This is a genomic window from Serratia sp. JKS000199 (genome assembly GCF_900215455.1).
Classification (GTDB): Bacteria; Pseudomonadota; Gammaproteobacteria; order Enterobacterales; family Enterobacteriaceae; genus Serratia; species Serratia ureilytica.
This window is the reverse complement of sequence record NZ_LT907843.1, coordinates 2547683-2568356: the sequence shown is the minus strand read 5'-3', so window position 1 is coordinate 2568356 and position 20674 is coordinate 2547683. Positions and strand designations below refer to the sequence as shown.

Sequence of the window (20674 nt, the reverse complement as noted above, 5' to 3'; positions counted from 1 at the left end):
CGATGAATATGCTGTTACTGCTGATCGCGGCCGGGATGGGGCTGGTGGTGCAGAATCTGCTGATGGTGCGCATCACCGAAAGCGTCTCGACCATCCTTATCACGCTGGTGATCAACTCCAGCGTCGGTTTGTTGCTGCTGGTGGGGTTGCTGCTGGCCAAAAACGGCCTCGGCGCGGTGGCGGAAGTGACCGGCGCCGCCAAATGGTGGATGCTGTTGCCGGGGCTGCTGGGATCGCTGTTCGTGTTCGCCGGCATCCTGGGCTACCAAAAACTGGGCGCGGCGGCCACCATTTCGATCCTGGTCGCCAGCCAGCTGTGCATGGGGCTGTTGGTGGACGTCTACCGCGCCGGCCCGGCGGCGCTGCGCGAGAATCTGCCGGCGCTGTTCGGCGCCTTGTTGCTGGTGGCGGGCGCCTATCTGGTGGCGAAACGCAGCTTTTGACGGCGGCTGAAAGGCAAAAAGCCCGCTTAAGTTTCCTTAAGCGGGCTTCTCTAAATATGGCTCCTCTGACTGGACTCGAACCAGTGACATACGGATTAACAGTCCGCCGTTCTACCGACTGAACTACAGAGGAATCGTTTGAACGGGGCGAATAATAGCGGGGCGGTTGCGGCTTGTAAAGCGCGAAAACGCCCGGCGCGCGCGTTTGCTGCAAGATTACCCAACCTGCTGCTTTTTCTCGCTTTTATCGCTTACCTCACGCGCAGCGCCGCCGGATTGCCCGCTGAGGCGGCGCCGTTGCCTGCCGGTGGTGCAACGCGTGCCCTGCGTTGTGGCGCGCCTCGCCCGATAAACGGCCATTTGCCGCCGTTTTTGGCCTTTTGACGACTCTGGCCTGGATCTTGCTGCGGTTGCATGACCGGATTTCGGCATTCTCAATTTAGCGGCTCGCTGGAGGCACTATGAATCTCAGACGTCTGAAGTACTTCGTGAAAATCGTCGATGTCGGCAGCCTGACCCAGGCGGCGGAGGTGTTGCATATCGCCCAGCCGGCGCTCAGCCAGCAGTTGGCGACGCTGGAGGGGGAGCTGAAGCAACAGCTGCTGATCCGCACCAAGCGCGGAGTGCAGCCGACCGAGGCCGGCAACATTCTGTATGCCCACGCGCAAACCATTTTGCGCCAGTGCGAGCAGGCGCAGAGCGCGGTCAACAGCGCCGGGCAGGCGATGAGCGGCCAGGTGTCTCTCGGGTTGGCGTCGGGGAGCACCGCAGCGCAGCTGGCGCTGCCGCTGCTGCAAACCCTGCGCGATCAGCAGCCGGGCATTTTGCTCAGCCTGCATGAAAACAGCGGCGCGGCGCTGGCCGGACAGGTGGCCAACCAAACGCTGGACATGGCGATGGTCTACGGCGCCAAAATGCCCGCCGGTCTGCACACCGTCGCGCTGATGCGGGAGGATCTCTATCTGGTGGCGACGCGCGCGGTGCCGCATCCCGGTAACAGCGTCGAGCTGCTGGACGTGGCGCGGCTGAACCTGTTCCTGCCGCGCGAGGGGGATGCGGTGCGCAACCAACTGGAGGAGGCGATGGCGCTGCGCAAGCTGGCTGTCAACGTGGTGGGGGAGATTGAATCCTCGGGTGCGCTGAGCGCCGCGATCGCCGGCGGGTTGGGGGCGACCGTATTGCCGGAGTCGGTGGCGCGCGCGATGATCGGCCCGGCCAAGGCCTGGATGGCGCGCATCAATGCGCCGACGATGTCGGTGCCGCTGTCGCTGTGCATGTCGGGCCAACAGTCGCTGTCCGCCCCGGCGCTGCTGGTGAAAGACCTGCTGCTGTCGATCGCCGGTGGCCGCAGCCAGGAGAAGCGCGCGCTGGCGCTGGTGCGTTGAGGAAAAAACGGCCCGCCGCAGCGGGCCTGAGCACCGTTATCGGAACGGCGGTTCGTTGAAGGTGCGCAGCTTGCGTGAGTGCAGGCGATCGCCCTCGGCGCGCAACAGATCGATGGCGCAGATGCCGATCTGCAGGTGTTCTGAGATTGCCCCTTCATAGAAGCGGTTGGCCTGGCCCGGCAGTTTTATTTCACCGTGCAGCGGTTTGTCGGAGACGCACAGCAGCGTGCCGTACGGCACCCGGAAGCGGTAACCCTGAGCGGCGATGGTGGCGCTCTCCATGTCGACCGCCACCGCGCGGCTGAGGTTGAAGCGGCGCGCCGAAGCGGAGTAACGCAGCTCCCAGTTGCGATCGTCGGTGGTGACCACGGTGCCGGTGCGCAAACGCTGTTTGACCTCTTCACCGGGCATGCCGCTGACCATCTTGGTGGCGTCGTACAGGGCGCGCTGCACCTCGGCGATGCTCGGGATCGGGATATCCGGCGGCAGCACCGCATCCAGCACGTGATCGTCGCGCAGATAGGCGTGGGCCAGCACGTAATCGCCGATCTTCTGGCTTTCGCGCAGGCCGCCGCAGTGGCCGATCATCAGCCAGGCGCTCGGGCGCAGCACCGCCAGGTGATCGCAGATGGTTTTGGCGTTGGACGGGCCGACGCCGATGTTGATCAGCGTGATCCCTTGGCCGGTGCGCGAGATCAGGTGATAGGCCGGCATCTGGTGGTTTTTCCACGCCAGATCGGACACCGCCTGTTCGGGCGCGCTGGTTTCCGGCGTGATGTAGGTGCCGCCGGCGCTGGAGAGCGCGATGTACGGGCTGGCCGGATCGGCGATCTGCGCGCAGGCCCAGCGCACGAACTCGTCCACATAGCGGGTGTAGTTGGTGAACAGCACGAACGGCTGGAAATGCTCCACCGGGGTGCCGGTGTAGTGCCGCAGACGCGCCAGCGAGAAATCCGCGCGCAGCGCATCGAAATGCGACAGCGGGAAATGGTTGTCGGTGGTGTGATACAGGCCGTCGGCGGTCTCGTCACCGATCTGCGCCAGCTCGGTGGTGGGGAAATGCTGCGCGATACCGGCGCTCATTGAGCGATCGAGTGCCAGGCTGGAGCCGTCGATCACATAAGGGAACGGGATCTCCTGCTGCGACGGCGCCACTTCGATATGGGCGGCGTAGTCGTGTTCCAGCATCGCCAGCTGTTCGGCCAGATAGTGGCGGAACAGCTGCGGCCGGGTCACGGTGGTGCTGTAGCTGCCGGGATGGGTAAAGCGGCCGAAGGCGCGGGTTTTGTTCGGGCCGGACTGCTGCCCGTCCCAGCTGACGCGCAGCTCGGGATACACGAACAGCCCGGCGGCGCGCGCCTGCGGGTCCGGCAGGGTGCCGTGGCTGATAAAGTCACTGACCGCCTGCCGCAGCGCGTCTACCGCGGCGTCATACAAGGCTTCCAGTTGATCGAGTGCCTGATCGGCGCTGAGGCCGCTGCGAGGTGGGGCATAGCTCATACTTTCTCCTTCGATGTCCCGGCTCTGGGGCGGGATTGGCGGCGTTTCACCGTCACAGGTTAGCCGAAGCAGGGCGTAAAAGCTTGGTCGAAATGACGGGCACGGCAAAGAAATTACCGCGCCCGTGAAGGCGGGGGGATCAGGAGGCGGGAGCGGCCGCTTCGACCTTCAGCGATACCAGGCCGATGCCCAGCTTCTTCGGCGTGAAGCCGCCGCTGGCGCTCTCTTTCGGCTCGGTCGGTGCCGGCGGGGTAATGCTGATCTTCTGCGCGCCACGCGGGTTGTCGAAACGCAGGGTGACGGTGCTGTCCTGCTCGCCGAGCGACACGAAGCGCTCTTCGTCGCCGACGCGCACCGAAATCGGTTCGCCGACGTTGTTGCCGTAGGCGCGGGCGCGCAGCACCAGATCGAAGGTTTTCGGCAGCGGATCGACATAATCGATGTCGACCGCCGGCGCCAGGTTGGCGTCGGACCAGCGGCCCCACTCCTCGACGGCGGAGACGCCGGTAATGGCTTTCACCTGTTCCGGCATGCCGGGCAGCATGAACTCGATGGCGTCCGCCCGGTACTTCATCGCCGCGTCGTCCACCTGCAGGCGGGCGACGGCGTTTTGGTAATCGGCGACGCTGTCCGCCGCCGGGCCGGTAAAGTTCACCTTGCCGCGGAAGCGCTCGCCGCTGGCCTGCACGATCTGCGGCGGCGAGGCCAGGGTGCCGGAGGCCACGCAGATGTCGGTGCTCAGCGCCAGCTGCGGCGCCCAGACCCGGCCGATCTCGTAGCATTTATCGACCCAGACGAATTTCTCCCCCGCCCCCAGCCCGGCCAGCTGCTTGCGCAGCGGGGTGGAGAGGTAGACGTTGAACATCGGTTCGATGCGGTTGTCGCCCACCCGCAGGATGAACGGCACCTTGTAGGTGACGCCGGAGAAGCTGAAGCTGCGCTGGCGCGTGTCCACGCTGTAGTCGCTGATGCGGTTCGGCAGGCCCCACTGATTGATCACCGCCGGTTTCCAGCCGTTGATTTTCTCTTCGATATTCAGGAACACCGTAGACAGCGACGGCGCCGACAGGCTGCTGCGGCCGAGGCCGATATAGTTGTCACCGCCCATCACGTCCAGCACCGTGGCGCCGTTATCCAGCGTGCTGCGTTTCTCGTTGCGCTGCTCCGCCTGCGGCCGGGTGCCGTCGATGATAAAGAACAGGTTGCGGCGCTTCTGTTTGGTCAGGATGTCGTAGGCGGTGTTGTTCATCGCCAGATGATCGGAGGACACCACGATCACGGTGTTGCTGAAATAGGGCGAGCGTTTGATTTTGTCGATCAGCGCGGCGATGTGTTGCTGGCTGCAGGCCACCGCGCTCAGCGAGCGGTTTTCCTTGTTCTGCCAGGCGTAGCTTTTCTTGCTGCAGCCGGCGGAGATAAAACCGTCCGGGTGATGGGTATCGACGGTCAGGGTAAACAGCGAGAACGGCTGGCGCTGTTTGGACAGCTCGACGAACTTGCCGTACACCACGTCCAGCACGCTGTCGTCGTACCAGCCCCAGTCGTTTTTGTAGCTCGGATCGGCGACCTGTTCGCGCAGCTCTTTGAAACCGTAAACGTGGTCGAAGCCGTGGGATTTCAGGAAGGTGTCTTTGCCGGCGAACGCCAACTCGGCGCCCTGATAGAAAGAGTTGCTGTAGCCGGCGGCCTTCAGCACGTCGCCCAGGCAGACGTTCTCCGGGTAGAAGGTGGAGACCGCGCTGGAGGCGTTGCCGTCGAAGGGCGCGAACAGCGGAATGCCGCACTGTGAGGCGACCATGCCGGCGATGGTGTAACCGGTGCCCGGCAATTGCTGGGTGTTGCTGAAATCGATGCTGTCTGCGCGCAGGGCGTTCAGCTCGTCGGCCAGGCCGGGAAACAGCTCGGTATCGAAGTAGGTGCGCTCCAGGCTCTCGGCATAGATGTACACCAGATTCGGCCGTTTGCCCTGCACGGTCTTTTTCGGCGCCTTGTAGTAGGTGGTGAAATCGGCGGTATCGCCGACGATCTGGCTCTTGACCAGCAGCGAGATGTCCTGAAACGCCGGGGTGGTGCCGACCGAAAACAGCGCCAGCAGCACGGCGACGAGGCTGTAGGCCACGCTGCTGCCTTTGGCCTTGCGGCGCAGCAGGCTGCGGGCCAGCACCGCGAAGATAAGCCCCAGCGCCGCCAGCAGGCCGATGAACGGCAGCACGTATTTGCTGATGCCCGCGCCTTTGAGGCTGCTGGTGACGGTGTAGATCACCGCATCGGTGATGCCGTCGCCGGTGAAGTAGTTGCTGGCGATCAGAATGACGTTCAGCACCAGATAGCTGCCGAGCAGCGTCAGCAGAATGGCGAACCACCAGCGGTTGGCGGCGGCCCGGGTGCGATAAATCAAAATCGACGCCAAAAAAAGAACAAACGAAACGACTGCGAGAACCATCCGCCAAACCTTGTCTGATTGGAAAAAAACGTTGCTGCCCTGGTCTGCGCCGCCGACCGTGCCGCGGCGCGAAAAGTGAAGGGTATAGCCTATTGTCGGCGGCGGAACAACGCGCGATGTCCCGCTCCGGCCGACGGTCGGCGGCTATTGTACATTTTTATGACAATAGTGTGACGTTAATCACGTGGCGGCGGCCGCGGCGGCGAAATCTTGCTGGTCGGAGGTTTCGCTCTACGCTTAATGAGCGCCACGACGGCGCGTCCATCAGCCATTCAGGAGGAAGTATGCAGACGATTTCCGCAGCGGTACTCGACGATCTGGCCCCGCAAGGCGTGTTGCGCGCGGCGATCAATCTCGGCAATCCGGTGCTGGCGCAGGCCGGGCCCGGCGGTAAACCGCAAGGCGCTTCGGTGGAGCTGGCCGCCGCGCTGGCTCGCGAACTGGACGTGGCGCTCGAACTGGTCACCTATGACGCGGCGGGCAAGGTGTTCGCCGACCTGGACAGCGGCGCCTGGAACCTGGCGTTTATGGCTATCGAGCCGGTGCGTGCGGCGCAAATCGCTTTCAGCGAACCCTACGTGATCATCGAGGGGACTTACCTGGTGGCGAACGACGCGCCTTACTTTGAGGCGGCGCAGCTCGATCGGCCGGAGGTGCGCATCGCGGTCGGCCAGGGGGCGGCGTACGATCTGTTTTTGTCGCGCACGCTGCAGCAGGCGCAGCTGGTGCGGGCGGCTACTTCCGCCGAGGCGATCGCGCTGTTTTTCGAACGCGGGCTGGAGGCGGCGGCCGGCGTGCGTCAGCCGCTGCTGGCCGCCGCGGCCGCCCAGCCCGGCTACCGAGTGCTGGATGGGCATTTCACCGCCATTCGCCAGGCGATGGCGGTGCCGAGGCAAAAAACGCAGGGCGCCGCCTACGTGAACGCGTTTATCGAACGCTGCAAGGCCAACGGGCTGGTGAAGGCGGCCTTGCAGCGCAGCGGCCAGGGCGAGGTGACGGTGGCGCCGCCGGCCGCCTCGGCGTGATCAGTCGAGCTCCACCGCATACTGGTCTACCGGGGTGATTTTCTTGATCAGCTTGTTGTCGAACAGGAACTGTTCGTAAGCCTCATAGCGGGCCCGATCCAACTTGGCCGGATCGCGCGCGAACAGCGGCAGGCTGGCTTGCCACGCCTGTTTGTTCAGCTCGGTATTCAGCTCCGGGTGCGCCTTGGCGAACGCCAGCCAGGTGTCCTGCGGGTGCGCATGCAGGTAGTCGCTGCCTTGCTTCAGCGCGGCGAGGAATTTGCGGATTTTCGGCTCGTTCACCGCATCGCGGTTGGCGACGATGATCAGCTCGTCGTAGGCCGGCACGCCGTAGTCTTCGACGTTAAACACCACCGGTTTTTTGCCCCGCAGCTTCAGCTCCAGCGCTTCGATGTTGCGGTAGCCGCCGATCACCGCATCGACCTGGCCCGCCAGCAGGGCGCTGGTCAGCTGGAAGTTGACGTTGATGAGCTTGATGTCCTGCGGCTTGAGGTGCTCGTGTTCGACCATGGTGGCCAGCGTCGCCTGTTCGATGCCGCTGACGGAGTAACCCACCGTTTTGCCCTTGAGATCCGCCGGCGACGTGATGTTTTTATCCAGCGCGATCACCGTATTCAGCGGCGTGTTGATCAGCGTGCCGACGCGCATCAGCGGCAGGCCCTGATCGGCGAAGAAATGCAGCTGCGGCTGATAGGTGATGGCGAGGTCGGCCTGTTTGGCGGCCACCAGCCGCGGCGGCAGCGCCGGATCGGACGGCGGCACGATCTTGACGTCCAGCCCTGCGGCCTTGAAGGCGCCGATCTGCTCGGCCACCATAATCGGCGCGTGATCGGGGTTGATGTACCAGTCGAGCACCAGCGTCAGCTTTTCGGCCGCGCCGGCCTGGCCGGTGATGGCGGCGCCCAGCAGCAGCCCGCAGAGGGTTTGTTTGATCATGGTCGTTCCTTTATCCCTGGTTATGATTGCAATCATCAGTCGTTTTCCGGCGCCCAGGCGATCAGGCGCCGCAGCAGCGCATCCACCGCGGCCCACAGCAGCACGGTCATCAGCACCAAAATAAACAGCGCGGCGAAGCAGACGTCGGTCTGCATGCGCGCGTTGGCGTTCAGCATCACGTAGCCCAGACCTTCGGCCGAGCCGACCCATTCGCCGATGATGGCGCCGATCGGCGCGACGGCGGCGGCCATGCGCAGGCCGGAGCCGAAGGCCGGCAGCGCCGCCATCAGCCGCACGTGCCGCAGCTGCGCCCAGCGCGAAGCGCGCATCGTGCGCGCCAGATCGAGATAGTCGTTGTTGACCCGGCGCAGCCCGTCGAAAAAGGCCGACACCACCGGGAAGAAAATCACCAGCACCGCCATCGCCACCTTGGCGCTCATGCCGAAGCCGAACCACAGCACCAGCAATGGGGCCAGGGCGAACACCGGTATCGCCTGGCTGGTGACCACCAGCGGCATCAGCCAGCGCTGCAGGCGCGGCGAGAAGATCATGCACAGCGCCAGCGCCGCGCCGAGCAGCACGCCGAGCGCGAGACCGCTGACGATCTCCGAAGCCGTGACCAGCGTGTGCCAGGCGAGATAGCCGCGTCCGTCCCACAGCGCCTGCGCCACCGCGCCCGGCGTGGGCAGCAGAAAGGCCGGAATGCCGCTTTGCGCCGCCAGCCACCACAGCAGCAGCAGGCCGATGAAGACCGTCAACCCACGCCGCAGACGGGTGAAGCCGCGCTCTTTGGCGATATTCATTGCGCTGCCCTCACCATTTGCAGCAGCAGCTCGGCCTGGCTTTTCAGCAGGTCGGCGTCATCCGGCGCGCGCGGCGGTTGCCCGCTGATGCGGTGGGTATCGTCGAGGCCCAGCGGCCAAGGCGACAGCACCAGCAGCCGGTGGCTCAGGCGGCAAGCCTCCATCGGATCGTGGGTGATCAGCAGCACGGTGTTTTGCGCCAGCAGCTCGGCGGCCAGGCTCTGGATCTCGGCGCGGGTAATGGCGTCCAGCGCGGAAAAGGGTTCGTCCATCAGCACGATTGGCTGGCGTTCGTAGAGCGTGCGGGCGATGGCGGCGCGCTGGCGCATGCCGCCGGACAGCGCGGCGGGCAGGCTGCGGCTATGCGCGGCCAGGTCTACGCGTTCGAGCAGGTGCGCCGTCCACGCCCGATCCGGCGCTTCGCCGCGCAGCCGCGAGCCGAGGGCGACATTGTCTTCGACGCTCAGCCACGGATAGAGCAGGTCTTTTTGCCCCATGTAGGCGATGCGCCCGGCGATCGGCAGGCCGTCGCTGCCGCTCACCGTGCCCGAGCTGGCCTGCGCCAGCCCGGCGATGATCTTCAGCAGGCTGGTTTTGCCGGCGCCGCTGGCGCCGAGCAGGGAGACGAAGCTGCCGCCGGCGATGTCGAAGCTCAGCCGCTCAAAGATCGTCTGTTGACCGAAGCGCAGAGTGAGATCCCGCACCTGGATGCCGGGCGGGAGGCGCGGGGAGGTCATGAGGCGTTCAGCCCCATTTGCCAAAATGCCGCTTCCAGCTGAGTGGCGGTGGTGAAAATCTGCGCCAGCTCGGTAAAGCGGCTTTGTGCGCCGCGCTGGTGGCCGACGGTTTCCAGCAGTTCGATGGCGGCGTGCACGCCGGCCAGATAGCCCTCGTCGCCGTAGTTGCGGATCCAGGAGGCGTAAGGATTGCCCTCCATTTGGGTGGCGGGATCGTGCAGCAGCCGCAGGCCGATTTCGGCATAACCGGCCACGCAGGGCAGCAGGCCGGCCAGCAGATCGAGGGCGTCGCCGGCATGGCCGATGTCCAGCACGTAGCGAGTGTAGTTCATGGTTTCCGCCGCCTCCGGCTGGGCGGCGATCTGCGCTTCGTTCAGCCCCCATTCGGCGCAGTAGGCCACGTGCAGCGGCAGTTCGGCGACGATGCCGTTGAGCGAGGCGGTGGCGGCGCGCATCTCCGGCAGGGTGCGCAGCTTGCTGACCAGCAGCGCGTAGGCGCGGGCGAAGTGCAGCAGGAACAGATAGTCCTGCGTCAGGTAGCGGCGAAAAGCGCGTTCAGGCAGGGTGCCGGCGGCCAGCTGCTGCAGAAACGGGTGATCGACGTAATTTTGCCAGTGGCTGCCGGCCTGTTGGCGCAGCCGGCCGTAAAGACCGCTTTCGAACAGGGTGGTGATGGACATGGGACCTCCTTGAGTCAGTGGAGATCCGGGCACGCTGAGGTATGAACAGGCAACGGGTGATCGCGCGGTTGCCTAACCGTCCCTTCGCTGGCATGACCCAGATCAGGTTCAAAGGGTTCGGCTTGCGCCATCTCAGCCCGTAACAGGACACCCCTCGGAGCTGCCTGTTATACGACATTTGTTTTTTGATTACAATCGCCGGGCGGCGCGGCGGCAATCGGTTCGTTTAGTGCGATCGGGGGCGATTTTGCTGGCGCAAAGCGCGCGATTTTTGTCACTGTAGGCCCATGTTTTGCCTTTGAGGACGATGCCCGATGAAAAAGATTGGTTTTCTCTCGTTTGGCCACTGGACGCCTTCCGCCCAGTCCGGCACCCGTTCAGCGGCGGATGCGCTGCTGCAGTCCATCGATCTGGCGGTCGCCGCCGAAGATCTGGGCGCGGACGGCGCCTATTTTCGCGTACACCATTTCGCGCGTCAGCTGGGATCGCCGTTCCCGCTGCTGGCCGCCATCGGCGCCAAAACCCAACGCATCGAGATCGGCACCGGCGTGATCGACATGCGCTATGAAAACCCGCTGTACATGGTGGAAGACGCCGGCGCGGCGGATCTGATCGCCGGCGGGCGGCTGCAGCTCGGCATCAGCCGCGGCTCGCCGGAGCAGGTCATCGACGGCTGGCGCTATTTCGGCTATGCCCCGGCCGACGGCGAAACCGACGCGGACATGGCCCGCCGCCATACCGAAGTGTTCCTGGAAGCGCTGCGCGGCGAAGGGTTCGCTGAACCCAATCCGCAGCCGATGTTCCCGAATCCGCCCGGGCTGCTGCGGCCGGAGCCGTTTTCCGCCGGGCTGCGCGACCGCATCTGGTGGGGCGCCGGTTCGAACGCCACCGCCGTCTGGGCGGCGAAGCTGGGCATGAACCTGCAAAGCTCGACGCTCAAGAACGACGAAACCGGCGAACCCTTCCATATCCAGCAGGCCAAGCAGATCCGCGCCTATCGCGCGGCCTGGCAAGAGGCGGGCCATGCGCGCGAGCCGCGGGTTTCCGTCAGCCGCAGCATCTTCGCGCTGGTGGATCAGCGGGATCGCAACTACTTCGGCGGCAGCGGTAAGGAAGGCGACCAACTGGGGTATATCGATGCGCAAACCCGGGCGATCTTTGGCCGCAGTTACGCCGCAGAACCTGACGTGCTGATCGAACAGCTGGCGCAGGACGAGGCCATCGCCGAAGCGGATACCTTGCTGCTGACCGTGCCTAACCAACTGGGCGTGGATTACAACGCCCACGTCATCGAATCGATTTTAACCCATGTCGCGCCGGCGCTCGGCTGGCGCTAAACGGAGGAATGGCATGTCACGCATTTTCATTACCGGCTCGGTAGACGGGCTGGGCCGCGCCGCCGCGCAAACGCTGTTGGACGAAGGGCATCAGGTGATTCTGCATGCGCGTGAGCCCGGCCGTCTGGACGCGGTGCGCGATCTGCTGGAGCGCGGCGCACAGGCGACGATCGGCGATTTGTCCGATATGCAACAGATCCGGCAGCTCGCCGAGCAGGTCAATCGCCTCGGTCGCCCGGACGCGGTGATCCACAATGCCGGTATGTTTACCGGGCCGCAGGTGATGCCGGTGAACGTCATGGCGCCCTACCTGCTGACGGCCCTGATCGAACGCCCCACGCGTATCGTCTACCTGAGCAGCAGCATGCACTTTGACGGCGTGGCGGAGCTGAACGGCGTAGACTGGCTTGGCGGTGCTGCCGGTTCTTATTCGGACAGCAAGCTGTTCGTCACCACGCTGGCCGCCGCCGTGGCGCGCCTGTGGCCCGACGTCATCAGCAGCGCGGTCGATCCCGGCTGGGTGCCGACCAAAATGGGCGGCGCGGATGCGCCCGACGATCTGGCGCTGGGGCATGTGACGCAGGCATGGCTGGTGAGCAGCGATGAACCTCAGGCCCTGGCGTCCGGCGGCTATTGGCATCATCAGCAGCGGTTCGAGCCTCACGCGGCGGTACACGACGAGGCGTTTCAAACGGCGCTGCTGGCGCAATTGGCGCGCGCCGGCGGGGTGACTCTGCCACAGATTTAAATGACTATTCCTTCCAGGCCCGTCGGGGTTATCGGCGGGCTTTTTTATGCCCGCAGGGTGAACCGGCGGCGCTTTTCTTATACAGTGGCTTCCTGACCTGTTTTGACCGTTCTCTCTATTATCGCCATGCACACATTCCTGATTATCGTCCCTGAAGGGGGCATGCTGTTCGAAGCGGCGGGCATCGCCGATATCCTGATGCAGGCTAATCGCCTGAGTGCCGCCGAGACGCCGCTGTATCAGATCGCGGTCGCCACCACGCAATCTCACCGGGTGGTGCACGGCCTGTCCGGGCTGAGCCTGTTGGCTGACCATCGCCTGGCGGATCTCGATCCGGCCCTGCCGCGCGATACCGTCATTGTTGCCGGCAAGGGGGCGACGGAAGAAGAGGGCACCCTGGTGGCGGATTGGCTGCGCCGCGCGGCGCCGCAGACGCGCCGTATCGCTTCGGTTTGCGGCGGGGCTCTGCTGCTGGCCGAGGCCGGGTTGCTGGACGGGCGGCGGGCGACCACTCACTGGCGGCTGGCGGAAACGCTGCAGGCGCGCTTCCCGCAGGTGCAGGTCGAAAACGGCCCGATCTACGTGCAGGACGGGCCGATTTGGACCTCCGGCGGCGTCAGCTCCGGCTTCGACCTGACGCTGGCGCTGGTGGAGGACGACTACGGCTTCGTGCAGGCGCGTGAAGTGGCGCAGGATCTGGTGATGTTTCTGCGCCGCCCCGGCGGGCAGGCGCAGTTCAGCCGCTACCCGCTCAACCAGGCCAAATCGCCGGGCCCGATCCGCGACCTGCAGTCCTGGATCCTGGAGAATCTCGCCGACGATCTCAGCGTTGAACGGTTGGCCGAACGCGTGGCGATGAGCCCGCGCAACTTTACCCGCGTGTTCACCCGCGAGACGGGCATTTCTCCCGCCAAATTCGTCGAAGAAGGGCGGTTGCATACCGCCAGGCAGCGCCTGGAGCAGAGTGCGCAAGGCATCGAACAGATCGCCCTGGCCACCGGCTTTGGCAACGGCCTTAACCTGCGGCGGGTGTTTGAGCGAAAACTGCAGCTGACCCCGAGCGAATACCGCGAACGCTTTCATGCGCGCAATTTGGCGTAAATTGATCGGTAAACGTCATTTACGCCGCTTCGGGGCAGGGCTAGAGTTGAGGCAAAGCCCAAAACGAGGAGTGCATCATGGTGAGAGTAGGCATTAATGGATTCGGCAGGATCGGACGCAACGTGCTGCGCGCGGCGCTGGGGCGCAGCGATTTTGAAGTGGTGGCGATCAACGATCTGACCGACAGCAAGACGCTGGCGCACCTGCTGAAATACGACACGCTTTCCGGCACGCTGGCGGCCAGGGTCGAAGCCGGCGACAACCAGCTGCTGCTGGACGGCCGGCCGATTCAGGTGTTTTCGCAGCGCGATCCCGCCGAGATCCCCTGGCACAGCGTGGGCGTGGACGTGGTGATCGAAGCGACGGGCTTCTTTACCGACAAGGCCAAGGCGGAAGTGCACATCACGCACGGCGGCGCCAAGCGGGTGATTATCTCGGCGCCGGCCAAGAACGATGACATCACGCTGGTGATGGGGGTTAACGATCACCTCTACGATCCGGCGCTGCATAAGGTGGTCAGCAACGGCAGCTGCACCACTAACGGGTTGGCGCCCGCCGCGCAGGTGCTGCATCAGGCGTTCGGCATCGAATACGGGCTGATGAACACCACTCACGCCTATACCAACAGCCAGGCGCTGCACGATCAGCCGGAAAAAGATCTGCGTGGCGCGCGGGCGGCGGCGGAATCGATCGTGCCTTACTCCAGCGGTGCGGCCAAGGCGCTCGGCAAGGTGATCCCGGATCTGGACGGCAGGTTGACCGGTTATTCACTGCGGGTGCCGGTGCCGGTGGTTTCCATTGTCGATCTGACGGTGACGCTGAAACGCCCGGCGACGGCGGAGGAGATCAACGCGGCGTTCCGCGCGGCGGCGGCGTCCGGGCCGCTGAAAGGGATCCTGGGGTACAGCGATGAACCGCTGGTGTCGAGCGACTACCGGGGCGATGCGCGTTCGTCGATCATCGACGGCTTGTCCACGCTGGTGATCGGCGGCAATCTGGTGAAGGTGCTTGCCTGGTATGACAACGAGTGGGGCTTCTCCAATCGGTTGGTCGATCTGGCGCTGCTGATGGAAAAGCGCGGGCTGTAAACGCCCAACAGCAAAAAGCCCGCTTAAGTTGCCTTAAGCGGGCTTTTCTAAATATGGCTCCTCTGACTGGACTCGAACCAGTGACATACGGATTAACAGTCCGCCGTTCTACCGACTGAACTACAGAGGAATCGTGTGAACGGGGCGCATCATATCCAGCTGCCCCGGGTGTGTCAACGCTAAATTGCCCCAGGCGGTGCGACTGCTCGGTATCTGAGCAATGTGCCTGTCAATCAGCCCATTGCGCGTCGTTTTCCGCCTGGGCGCGCAGCAGGCGCGCCAGCGGATCCTGGCGGTAGAAGCGGCAAAAGTGCTGATACAGCGCCGGGAAGCGTTCGGCCAGCAGCTCGGGGGCGCTGAAGAAGTACTCCGACAGCACGGCGAAGCACTCGGCCGCATCGGTGGCGGCGTAGGCATCCATGCTGGCGGCCTCTTCGCCGACCATGTCGATCTCGTCCTGCAGGCTTTCCATCGCGGCGTGCAGATCATGTTCCCAGGCGGCCACCTCGCGCAGCGGGATCGGCGGCACGCCGGTGGCGACGCCGCCGTTGCGCATATCCAGTTTGTGCACCGCTTCGTGGATCACCAGATTGAAACCGGAGAGGTCAAAAGAGTCCTGCACGTCTTGCCAGTTGAGCACGATCGGCCCCTGTTCCCAGCTCTGGCCGGACTGCACCACCGGCCCCGAGTGCACCAGGCCGATCTCGTCCTGCCATTCGTCTTCCACCACGAATGGGGTGGGGTAGAGCAGAATTTCGTTGAAGCCGTCGAGGCACTCCGCGCCCAGCTCCAGCACCGGCAAGGCGAACAGCAGGGCGATGCGCGCCTGCATTTGCGAGGTGAGCTGCAGCCCCTGCAGCGGCACGATGCGCTTTTGCTGCAAAATCTGCCCGGCGACGGCCACCAGCCGCTGCCGCTCTTGCTCATTCAGCGGCGAGAGCAGCGGGATCGCCAGCGCGTCCCGCCACTGTGCCTGGGTATCCGCCTCGGGGTGAGAAGGTTGAGTCGCTTTCCACGGCCATTTAATCATCAGGTTGCTCGTAAAGTCGTCACTTGAACGTTCAGCGGTATGCTAATGCTGTAAAAATGCCGTAAAAGCGGGCATGATAGCAAGCGTTGTCAGGAGAGATGCCGGAGCGGCTGAACGGACCAGTCTCGAAAACTGGAGTAGGGGCAACTCTACCGGGGGTTCAAATCCCCCTCTCTCCGCCATTATTCAATCACTTACGAAAAAATCTTTCAACGATCCCCATCACAGTTAAAGCGCCCCGGCCCTGCAGGCCGACACGCCTTCCCCTTTGTTCTCGATTATTTCCCGACGCAATCAAACATCATTCGAACGCGCATCCAGATAGGCGGCATATTGATGCTCTGTCGCTTGACGCGCCTGATGACGCCGCTTGGCGACGATCATCGCCACCGTCAGCAGGGCGGGCAGCGCCAGGACGGCGAAAATGGTGCTGAAGCTCCAACCGAGCGCCAGCATTTCAGCCCCGGCCAGCGCGCTTAAGATAGCGCCCAAACGGCCGATGCCGTGCATCCAGCTGGAGCCGGTGGCTCGCGCTTCGGTGGGGTAAAAGCTGGCCGACAACGCGTTCATGCCGGTGTTGGCGCCCCCGATGCAGAACCCGATGGCCATCGCGCAGCCGCCCATCAGGAGGGGGTAACCCATCGCCATCCCCATCAGCAGAGTGAACAGCGCCCCCAACCCATAAATCGACGCCAACGCGCGATGCGGTTCGGATCTGTCCATCAACCACCCGGAAAATAGCGACCCTAATGTCCCGCCCGCCTGAAACAGCGCGGTGATGACCGCCGCTTGCGCGATGTTGAAACCGCTGTCTTTAATCAGCAGCGGCAGCCAACTGCCTAAGGTGTAGTACAGAAACAGCGCGCTAAAATACGCGCCCCACAGCATTAAACTGCCGAAGCGGTACCGTGCGCTCACCACCAGTTTAACCGGATGAGTGCAGACCTGGCCCGGCGGGGGCAGAACGACGGTAGAATGTCGAAAATCGCGATCGGGCGCCAGTTTCGCCAGAATGCGCTGAATGCCGCCCTGATCTGCCCGTTTCGCCACCAGGAAACACACCGATTCGGGTAACGCCGCCATCAGCACGGGCGCGAACAGCAGGGGCAAGATCCCGCCGAGCAGCAGCACGGCATGCCAGCCGAAGCGCGGCATCAGCCAGGACGCGGCGAATCCGCCCAAGGCGGCGCCAAAGGTGAAGCCGCAGAAAACCACGGTAATCAAGAAAGCGCGGCGTCGGGCGGGCGCGAACTCCGCCACCAGGGTGCCGACATTCGGCATGGCGGCGCCGAGCCCCAATCCGGTGAGCAGGCGAAATAACATCATCTGCTCCATATTTTGAGAAAACGCCGTCACCAGCGTCCAAACGCCAAAAAAGAATACGCTGTTGATGATGACGACTTTGCGGCCGAATCTGTCTGACAATGGCCCGGATAGCATCGCGCCCAGCGACAGGCCAATCAGCGCCGCGCTGATCACCAGCCCCAGTTCGCGGTTAGTGATTTGCCAATCCGCCTTAAGCTCTGGCGCGATAAATCCCATGATAACGATATCGAATCCATCCAGAGCAATGATGCAAAAGCCGAGCAGCACGATCATCTTTTGCCATTTGCCTAACGGGCGGTCGTCGATCAGCGCCCGAACATTGATTGCGTTGTTTCCCGACATGGAGGTGCCCCCGGTGCAGTAGTTGAGTGTCATCACTATAAGCAGCCCCTGGGTGGACGTTAAACGGCGATAATCGAAAAAATGTGCGTTTATCGGACAATTGAGCCGGCGGTGAATGACGAGGCAGTGTTAACTTTATGTTATGAAAAGGGATTGCCGTGAGAATGGCGGCGCCGGAGGCCACTGAGAGTGTGAACGCGATCATTAACCTTTTCAGTAAGATGGAAGAACAGGCGGGCCTTGATGGCCCGCGCGATTAACGCATGGCGGTGAGCCGAACCGGGGCGTTGGCGGCCCCAAAGCCGCGGTAGCCGCCTCGGCGCTCCAGAAGTTCGAAGAAGAAGCGGCCTTTTTCATAGGGAACGGTGTAGACATGCAGCAATTCACCGCCCTGATCGTCTCGATCGTAGAGCACATTGCCCGCTTGCAGCTGTGAGAGGAAAGCGGGGTCCAGATCGAAACGCGCTCTGAGATCGTGATAGTAGTTATCGGGAATACGCAGCGTTTTTAATCCGCGCGCCTGCGCCGCTTTCACCATGCTGAACAGATCCTCGCAGCCAAAGGCGACGTGCTGCAAGCCTGCGCCCTGATAGGCGGTTAGCGCCTGGGCGATTTGCGTTTCCCGGCTCACCGACATATTCAGCGGCAGCCGGATGGCGTCGTTGGGGCTGCGCAAGACGCGGCTGCGAACCAAACCCAGCGGATCGGGCAATTCCCACTCGTTGTCCTGCACAAAACCCGGCACGCTGCGCAGGAACATGATCCAGTTGCCGCTCGATTCATCAGCCAGCGCAATCGCCAGGTGATCGATGCTCTGCAGCGCGGGCGGCGGCGCGCTGCGATGCGTCAGATGAAAATCGGCGTGATAAATATCGTTCTTGGGATCTTCGTCCGCTTCCACCAGATAAATCAGGCTGCCGTCCGGTGCGCACAGCGCGGGGATTTGCCGCTCGTTGGGGCCGGTTTCGCCTTGCCAGATGGCGTACCCGTAGTCTTGCGCCCGTTGCAGTAAACGCGCTACGCCGCGCACCCGCCACGCCACGGCGCACAGGGAAATGCCGTGCAGGTGATAATAGCCGCTGGCTTGGCTTTCCGGCTGGGCATTCAGAATGACATTCACTTTGCCGTTGCGATAGAGGGCGACGCTTTTGGAGCGGTGCTCGCCGGCGTGAACCAATCCCAGTTGCGTCAGCCATTGGCCCATCGCCAGCCCGTCGTTGTGCGAGACGGCAAATTCGATAAACTCCAGCGCCAGCAAGGGCGGATGCGGCTGCGAATGAAATAAGGAACGTTCCATGAGCGAGGCCATGGCGTTGGGCAGCAGAGGCTGTTTGGCCAACCAGTCATAGGTTTGCTCCTCCAGCCACAACAACGATCGGAAACCGTCCTGGGCCGTGGGGAGCACCGGCGAGGCGCGGAAACCATCGTTAAATATCTCCAGCGACCAGGCGCCGCGATAGCCATGCGCGGAAAGTTGGGTCATGAACTGGGTCAGATTCAGCTCCCCTTGGCCGGGGAAGCAGCGGAAATGGCGACTCCAGGCGAGCACATCCATCTTCAACAGCGGGGCGTCCGCCAGTTGGACAAACACGATTTTTTCGGGCGGCACGTCCTCGAGGCCATCGAGGTTATCGCCGCGCGACAGGATATGAAAACTATCGAGAATGATCCCCAACGCCGGATGATCTACGGCCTTCACGCGCGCCCAGGCGTCGCGCCACATATTCACGTGACGTCCCCAGGCCAGCGCTTCATAACCGACAGTAATATCATACTCGGCGGCCAACTCCGCCAACGCGCGCAAATCGCTCACTTGCGTGGCCATGTCTTCGCTGCTGTCGGGCGAGACATTGCTGCAGAGCAGCATGCGAGAACAGCCCAGTTGCTGCATGACTTCGAACTTGCGCGCCGCGCGGGAAAGGTTCTGCGCCAGCGTTTCGCGCGGGCCTCCTTCGAAGTCCCGAAACGGTTGGAACAGTAAAATTTCCAGGCCCAGTTCGGCGCACAACTCACGGATTTCCGCCGGTGAGCCGGGGTAGTAGACCAGATCGTTATCGAAAATTTCGACGCCATCAAAGCCTGCGGCGGCGATAGCCCGCAGTTTTTCCGGCAGCGAACCCGATACCGAGACCGTCGCGATAGAACGTTTCATCATTGCCTCCAGTTAAGCGGTCATGGATGACCTGAAAGCGACCATTCAGCAGCGAGGCGGACCACCGACGGGAATTGAATCATGTTATGGACCAAATGAAATGTTTCGTCAATTCAGAACATTCCATTACTTTTGGTTATATAAATCGATCGGTTTTCTCACTTTACTTTTACATATTGCGCTTCCTACACTCTGACGACATGTACCCTCAAATAATAAGGATACCGGGATGAAAAGTGATTGGATGGCGCGAGAACTGGTGCATCGCGATTACAGTCATCACCCGCCGGCGCTGGCGCCGCTGTATAAAACCAGCGTGCTGCGGTCGCCGCGCAATGCATTAATTTCATTACAAAACTCGCTGTCTGAACTGACCGCCCCCGTCTTCACGCCAACGGATATCGGCCCGCTGGATCACGATCTGATTCTGAATTACGCCAAAGACGGCTTACCGATCGGCGAGCGGATCATCGTGCATGGATTTGTGCGGGATGCCTTTGGGACGCCGGTGCGCAACGCCCTGGTCGAGGTATGGCAGGCCAATGCGGGAGGGCGCTATCGCCACAAGAAAGATCAGTATCTGGCGCCTATCGATCCCAACTTTGGCGGCTGCGGCAGGATGCTGACCGACGACAACGGGTATTACTGTTTTCGTACGATCAAGCCGGGCCCATATCCCTGGCGCAATCAGGTCAGCGACTGGCGTCCGGCACATATTCACTTCTCGCTCTCCGGCGAGGCGTTCGCGCAGCGCTTGATCACGCAGATGTATTTCGAAGGCGATCCGTTGCTCGTTCGCTGCCCCATCTTGCAGTCGGTAGGCAGTGACGATGCGATGCGCACGCTGATTGCCGAGCTGGATATGCACGCCGCCGTGCCGCTGGACAGCCTGGCTTACCGCTTCGATCTGGTGCTGCGGGGCCATCGAGCCACGTGGTTTGAGAACCGTACACAGGGAGCCGCGTGATGAAAAAGTACTTGTCTGAAACGGCCTCGCAAACCGCCGGGCCTTATGTGCACATCGGTTTGGCGCCGCATGCCGCCGGCTTTGATATTTTCGAGCGTAATTTCACCCATGTGTTGACGCAACCGGAGACGCGCGGGGAGCGCATCGTGGTGGAAGGGCATGTCTATGACGGCTCCGGCACGCCGGTTCGAGACGCGCTGGTCGAAGTCTGGCAGGCCAATGCTGCCGGGCGATATCAGCACCCCGCCGACGGCCAGTTGGATAAGCCCGACGATCCGGCGTTTCGCGGCTGGGGGCGAACCTGTTCGGATTTCACCAGCGGCCTGTGGCAATTCGAGACGATTAAACCGGGGCGCGTGACGGGGCGCGACGGCCGGTTGATGGCGCCCCATCTCAATCTGTGGATAGTGGCCCGCGGCATCAACATCGGATTGAACACGCGTCTCTACTTTGCCGACGAACAGGCGGCCAATGCCGAAGATCCGGTGTTGAATCTCATCGAGTGGGAAAAACGGCGCAGCACGTTATTGGCGCAAAGGCGGCAGCGCGGGGATCAGACGGTGTACCATTTCGACATCTGGTTACAGGGCGAGAACGAAACCGTTTTTTTTGATATTTGATCCTCTGTTCG

Annotated in this window: 18 protein-coding genes, 3 tRNA genes and 1 riboswitch; of the genes, 10 read left to right on the top strand and 11 right to left on the bottom strand. The window is 62.9% G+C overall.

What is annotated here, in order from left to right; translation table 11 throughout:
• Positions 1-2: 2 nt before the first annotated feature.
• Complete coding sequence (locus CPH57_RS12315; protein ID WP_033651828.1) at positions 3-443, top strand: DMT family transporter; 441 nt, start codon at positions 3-5, stop codon at positions 441-443.
• A gap of 57 nt (positions 444-500) precedes the next feature.
• Here the strand turns inward: CPH57_RS12315 and CPH57_RS12310 are convergent.
• A tRNA-Asn gene (locus CPH57_RS12310) sits at positions 501-576 on the bottom strand.
• A 328-nt stretch (positions 577-904) separates the two neighbouring features.
• Here CPH57_RS12310 and nac point away from each other — a divergent pair.
• Positions 905-1828: a nitrogen assimilation transcriptional regulator NAC gene (nac, locus tag CPH57_RS12305; RefSeq protein ID WP_033643686.1), complete on the top strand. Its 924-nt coding sequence runs from the start codon at positions 905-907 to the stop codon at positions 1826-1828.
• A 36-nt stretch (positions 1829-1864) separates the two neighbouring features.
• On the opposite strand, the gene CPH57_RS12300 is transcribed toward nac, so the two are convergent.
• Positions 1865-3328 (bottom strand): AMP nucleosidase, encoded by a 1464-nt coding sequence (locus CPH57_RS12300; protein WP_033643685.1) that lies wholly within the window; start codon positions 3326-3328, stop codon positions 1865-1867.
• 139 nt (positions 3329-3467) lie between these two features.
• The gene (opgB, locus tag CPH57_RS12295; protein ID WP_046687404.1) at positions 3468-5771 is read right to left on the bottom strand and encodes a phosphatidylglycerol--membrane-oligosaccharide glycerophosphotransferase; all 2304 of its coding nucleotides are present in this window, start codon (positions 5769-5771) and stop codon (positions 3468-3470) included.
• A 284-nt stretch (positions 5772-6055) separates the two neighbouring features.
• On the opposite strand from opgB, the gene CPH57_RS12290 reads away from it, so the two are divergent.
• Positions 6056-6796, top strand: coding sequence for a transporter substrate-binding domain-containing protein (locus tag CPH57_RS12290; protein ID WP_096242387.1), 741 nt, complete (start codon positions 6056-6058; stop codon positions 6794-6796).
• On the opposite strand, the gene CPH57_RS12285 is transcribed toward CPH57_RS12290, so the two are convergent.
• The 4 genes from CPH57_RS12285 to CPH57_RS12270 are packed head-to-tail and all read right to left on the bottom strand — an operon-like array spanning position 6797 to position 9952.
• On the bottom strand, positions 6797-7732 hold the full coding sequence (locus CPH57_RS12285; protein ID WP_096242386.1) for an ABC transporter substrate-binding protein: 936 nt from the start codon (positions 7730-7732) through the stop codon (positions 6797-6799).
• 35 nt (positions 7733-7767) lie between these two features.
• A complete protein-coding gene (locus tag CPH57_RS12280; RefSeq protein WP_069100808.1) occupies positions 7768-8535 on the bottom strand; it encodes an ABC transporter permease in 768 nt (255 codons plus the stop codon).
• Positions 8532-9272: an ABC transporter ATP-binding protein gene (locus tag CPH57_RS12275; RefSeq protein ID WP_096242385.1), complete on the bottom strand. Its 741-nt coding sequence runs from the start codon at positions 9270-9272 to the stop codon at positions 8532-8534. The genes CPH57_RS12280 and CPH57_RS12275 overlap by 4 nt, the downstream gene beginning before the upstream one ends.
• Positions 9269-9952, bottom strand: a complete 684-nt coding sequence (locus CPH57_RS12270) for a TenA family protein (RefSeq protein WP_069100809.1) — start codon at positions 9950-9952, stop codon at positions 9269-9271. Before CPH57_RS12270 ends, CPH57_RS12275 begins: the two co-directional genes overlap by 4 nt.
• Before the next feature lie 62 nt (positions 9953-10014).
• A riboswitch (TPP riboswitch) is annotated at positions 10015-10117 on the bottom strand.
• Between the two features lie 149 nt (positions 10118-10266).
• On the opposite strand from CPH57_RS12270, the gene CPH57_RS12265 reads away from it, so the two are divergent.
• From CPH57_RS12265 to gap, 4 genes are all read left to right on the top strand, one after another.
• Positions 10267-11289: an LLM class flavin-dependent oxidoreductase gene (locus tag CPH57_RS12265; RefSeq protein ID WP_096242384.1), complete on the top strand. Its 1023-nt coding sequence runs from the start codon at positions 10267-10269 to the stop codon at positions 11287-11289.
• A 13-nt stretch (positions 11290-11302) separates the two neighbouring features.
• Positions 11303-12037 carry an SDR family NAD(P)-dependent oxidoreductase gene (locus CPH57_RS12260; protein ID WP_096242383.1) on the top strand — a complete coding sequence of 245 codons (735 nt, stop codon included), beginning with the start codon at positions 11303-11305 and terminating at the stop codon, positions 12035-12037.
• A 126-nt stretch (positions 12038-12163) separates the two neighbouring features.
• Complete coding sequence (locus tag CPH57_RS12255; protein WP_096242840.1) at positions 12164-13138, top strand: GlxA family transcriptional regulator; 975 nt, start codon at positions 12164-12166, stop codon at positions 13136-13138.
• A gap of 77 nt (positions 13139-13215) precedes the next feature.
• Positions 13216-14226, top strand: a complete 1011-nt coding sequence (gap, locus tag CPH57_RS12250; RefSeq protein WP_096242382.1) for a type I glyceraldehyde-3-phosphate dehydrogenase — start codon at positions 13216-13218, stop codon at positions 14224-14226.
• 54 nt (positions 14227-14280) lie between these two features.
• Here the strand turns inward: gap and CPH57_RS12245 are convergent.
• Together CPH57_RS12245 and mtfA are read right to left on the bottom strand one after the other, a co-directional pair.
• Positions 14281-14356: transfer RNA gene (locus CPH57_RS12245), tRNA-Asn, on the bottom strand.
• Between the two features lie 99 nt (positions 14357-14455).
• Positions 14456-15256: a DgsA anti-repressor MtfA gene (gene mtfA, locus CPH57_RS12240; RefSeq protein WP_033643675.1), complete on the bottom strand. Its 801-nt coding sequence runs from the start codon at positions 15254-15256 to the stop codon at positions 14456-14458.
• 92 nt (positions 15257-15348) lie between these two features.
• Between mtfA and CPH57_RS12235 the strand changes: the two genes are divergently transcribed.
• Positions 15349-15438 (top strand) — tRNA-Ser (locus tag CPH57_RS12235).
• A 112-nt stretch (positions 15439-15550) separates the two neighbouring features.
• Here the strand turns inward: CPH57_RS12235 and CPH57_RS12230 are convergent.
• Positions 15551-16924, bottom strand: coding sequence for an aromatic acid/H+ symport family MFS transporter (locus CPH57_RS12230; RefSeq protein ID WP_046687396.1), 1374 nt, complete (start codon positions 16922-16924; stop codon positions 15551-15553).
• Positions 16925-17180: 256 nt separating this feature from the next.
• Positions 17181-19076, bottom strand: coding sequence for a bifunctional sugar phosphate isomerase/epimerase/4-hydroxyphenylpyruvate dioxygenase family protein (locus CPH57_RS12225; RefSeq protein ID WP_033651815.1), 1896 nt, complete (start codon positions 19074-19076; stop codon positions 17181-17183).
• A gap of 229 nt (positions 19077-19305) precedes the next feature.
• On the opposite strand from CPH57_RS12225, the gene pcaH reads away from it, so the two are divergent.
• Positions 19306-20043 carry a protocatechuate 3,4-dioxygenase subunit beta gene (gene pcaH, locus CPH57_RS12220; protein WP_033651814.1) on the top strand — a complete coding sequence of 246 codons (738 nt, stop codon included), beginning with the start codon at positions 19306-19308 and terminating at the stop codon, positions 20041-20043.
• A complete protein-coding gene (gene pcaG / locus CPH57_RS12215) occupies positions 20043-20663 on the top strand; it encodes a protocatechuate 3,4-dioxygenase subunit alpha (protein WP_016927159.1) in 621 nt (206 codons plus the stop codon). The genes pcaH and pcaG overlap by 1 nt, the downstream gene beginning before the upstream one ends.
• The last annotated feature ends 11 nt before the right edge of the window (positions 20664-20674 follow it).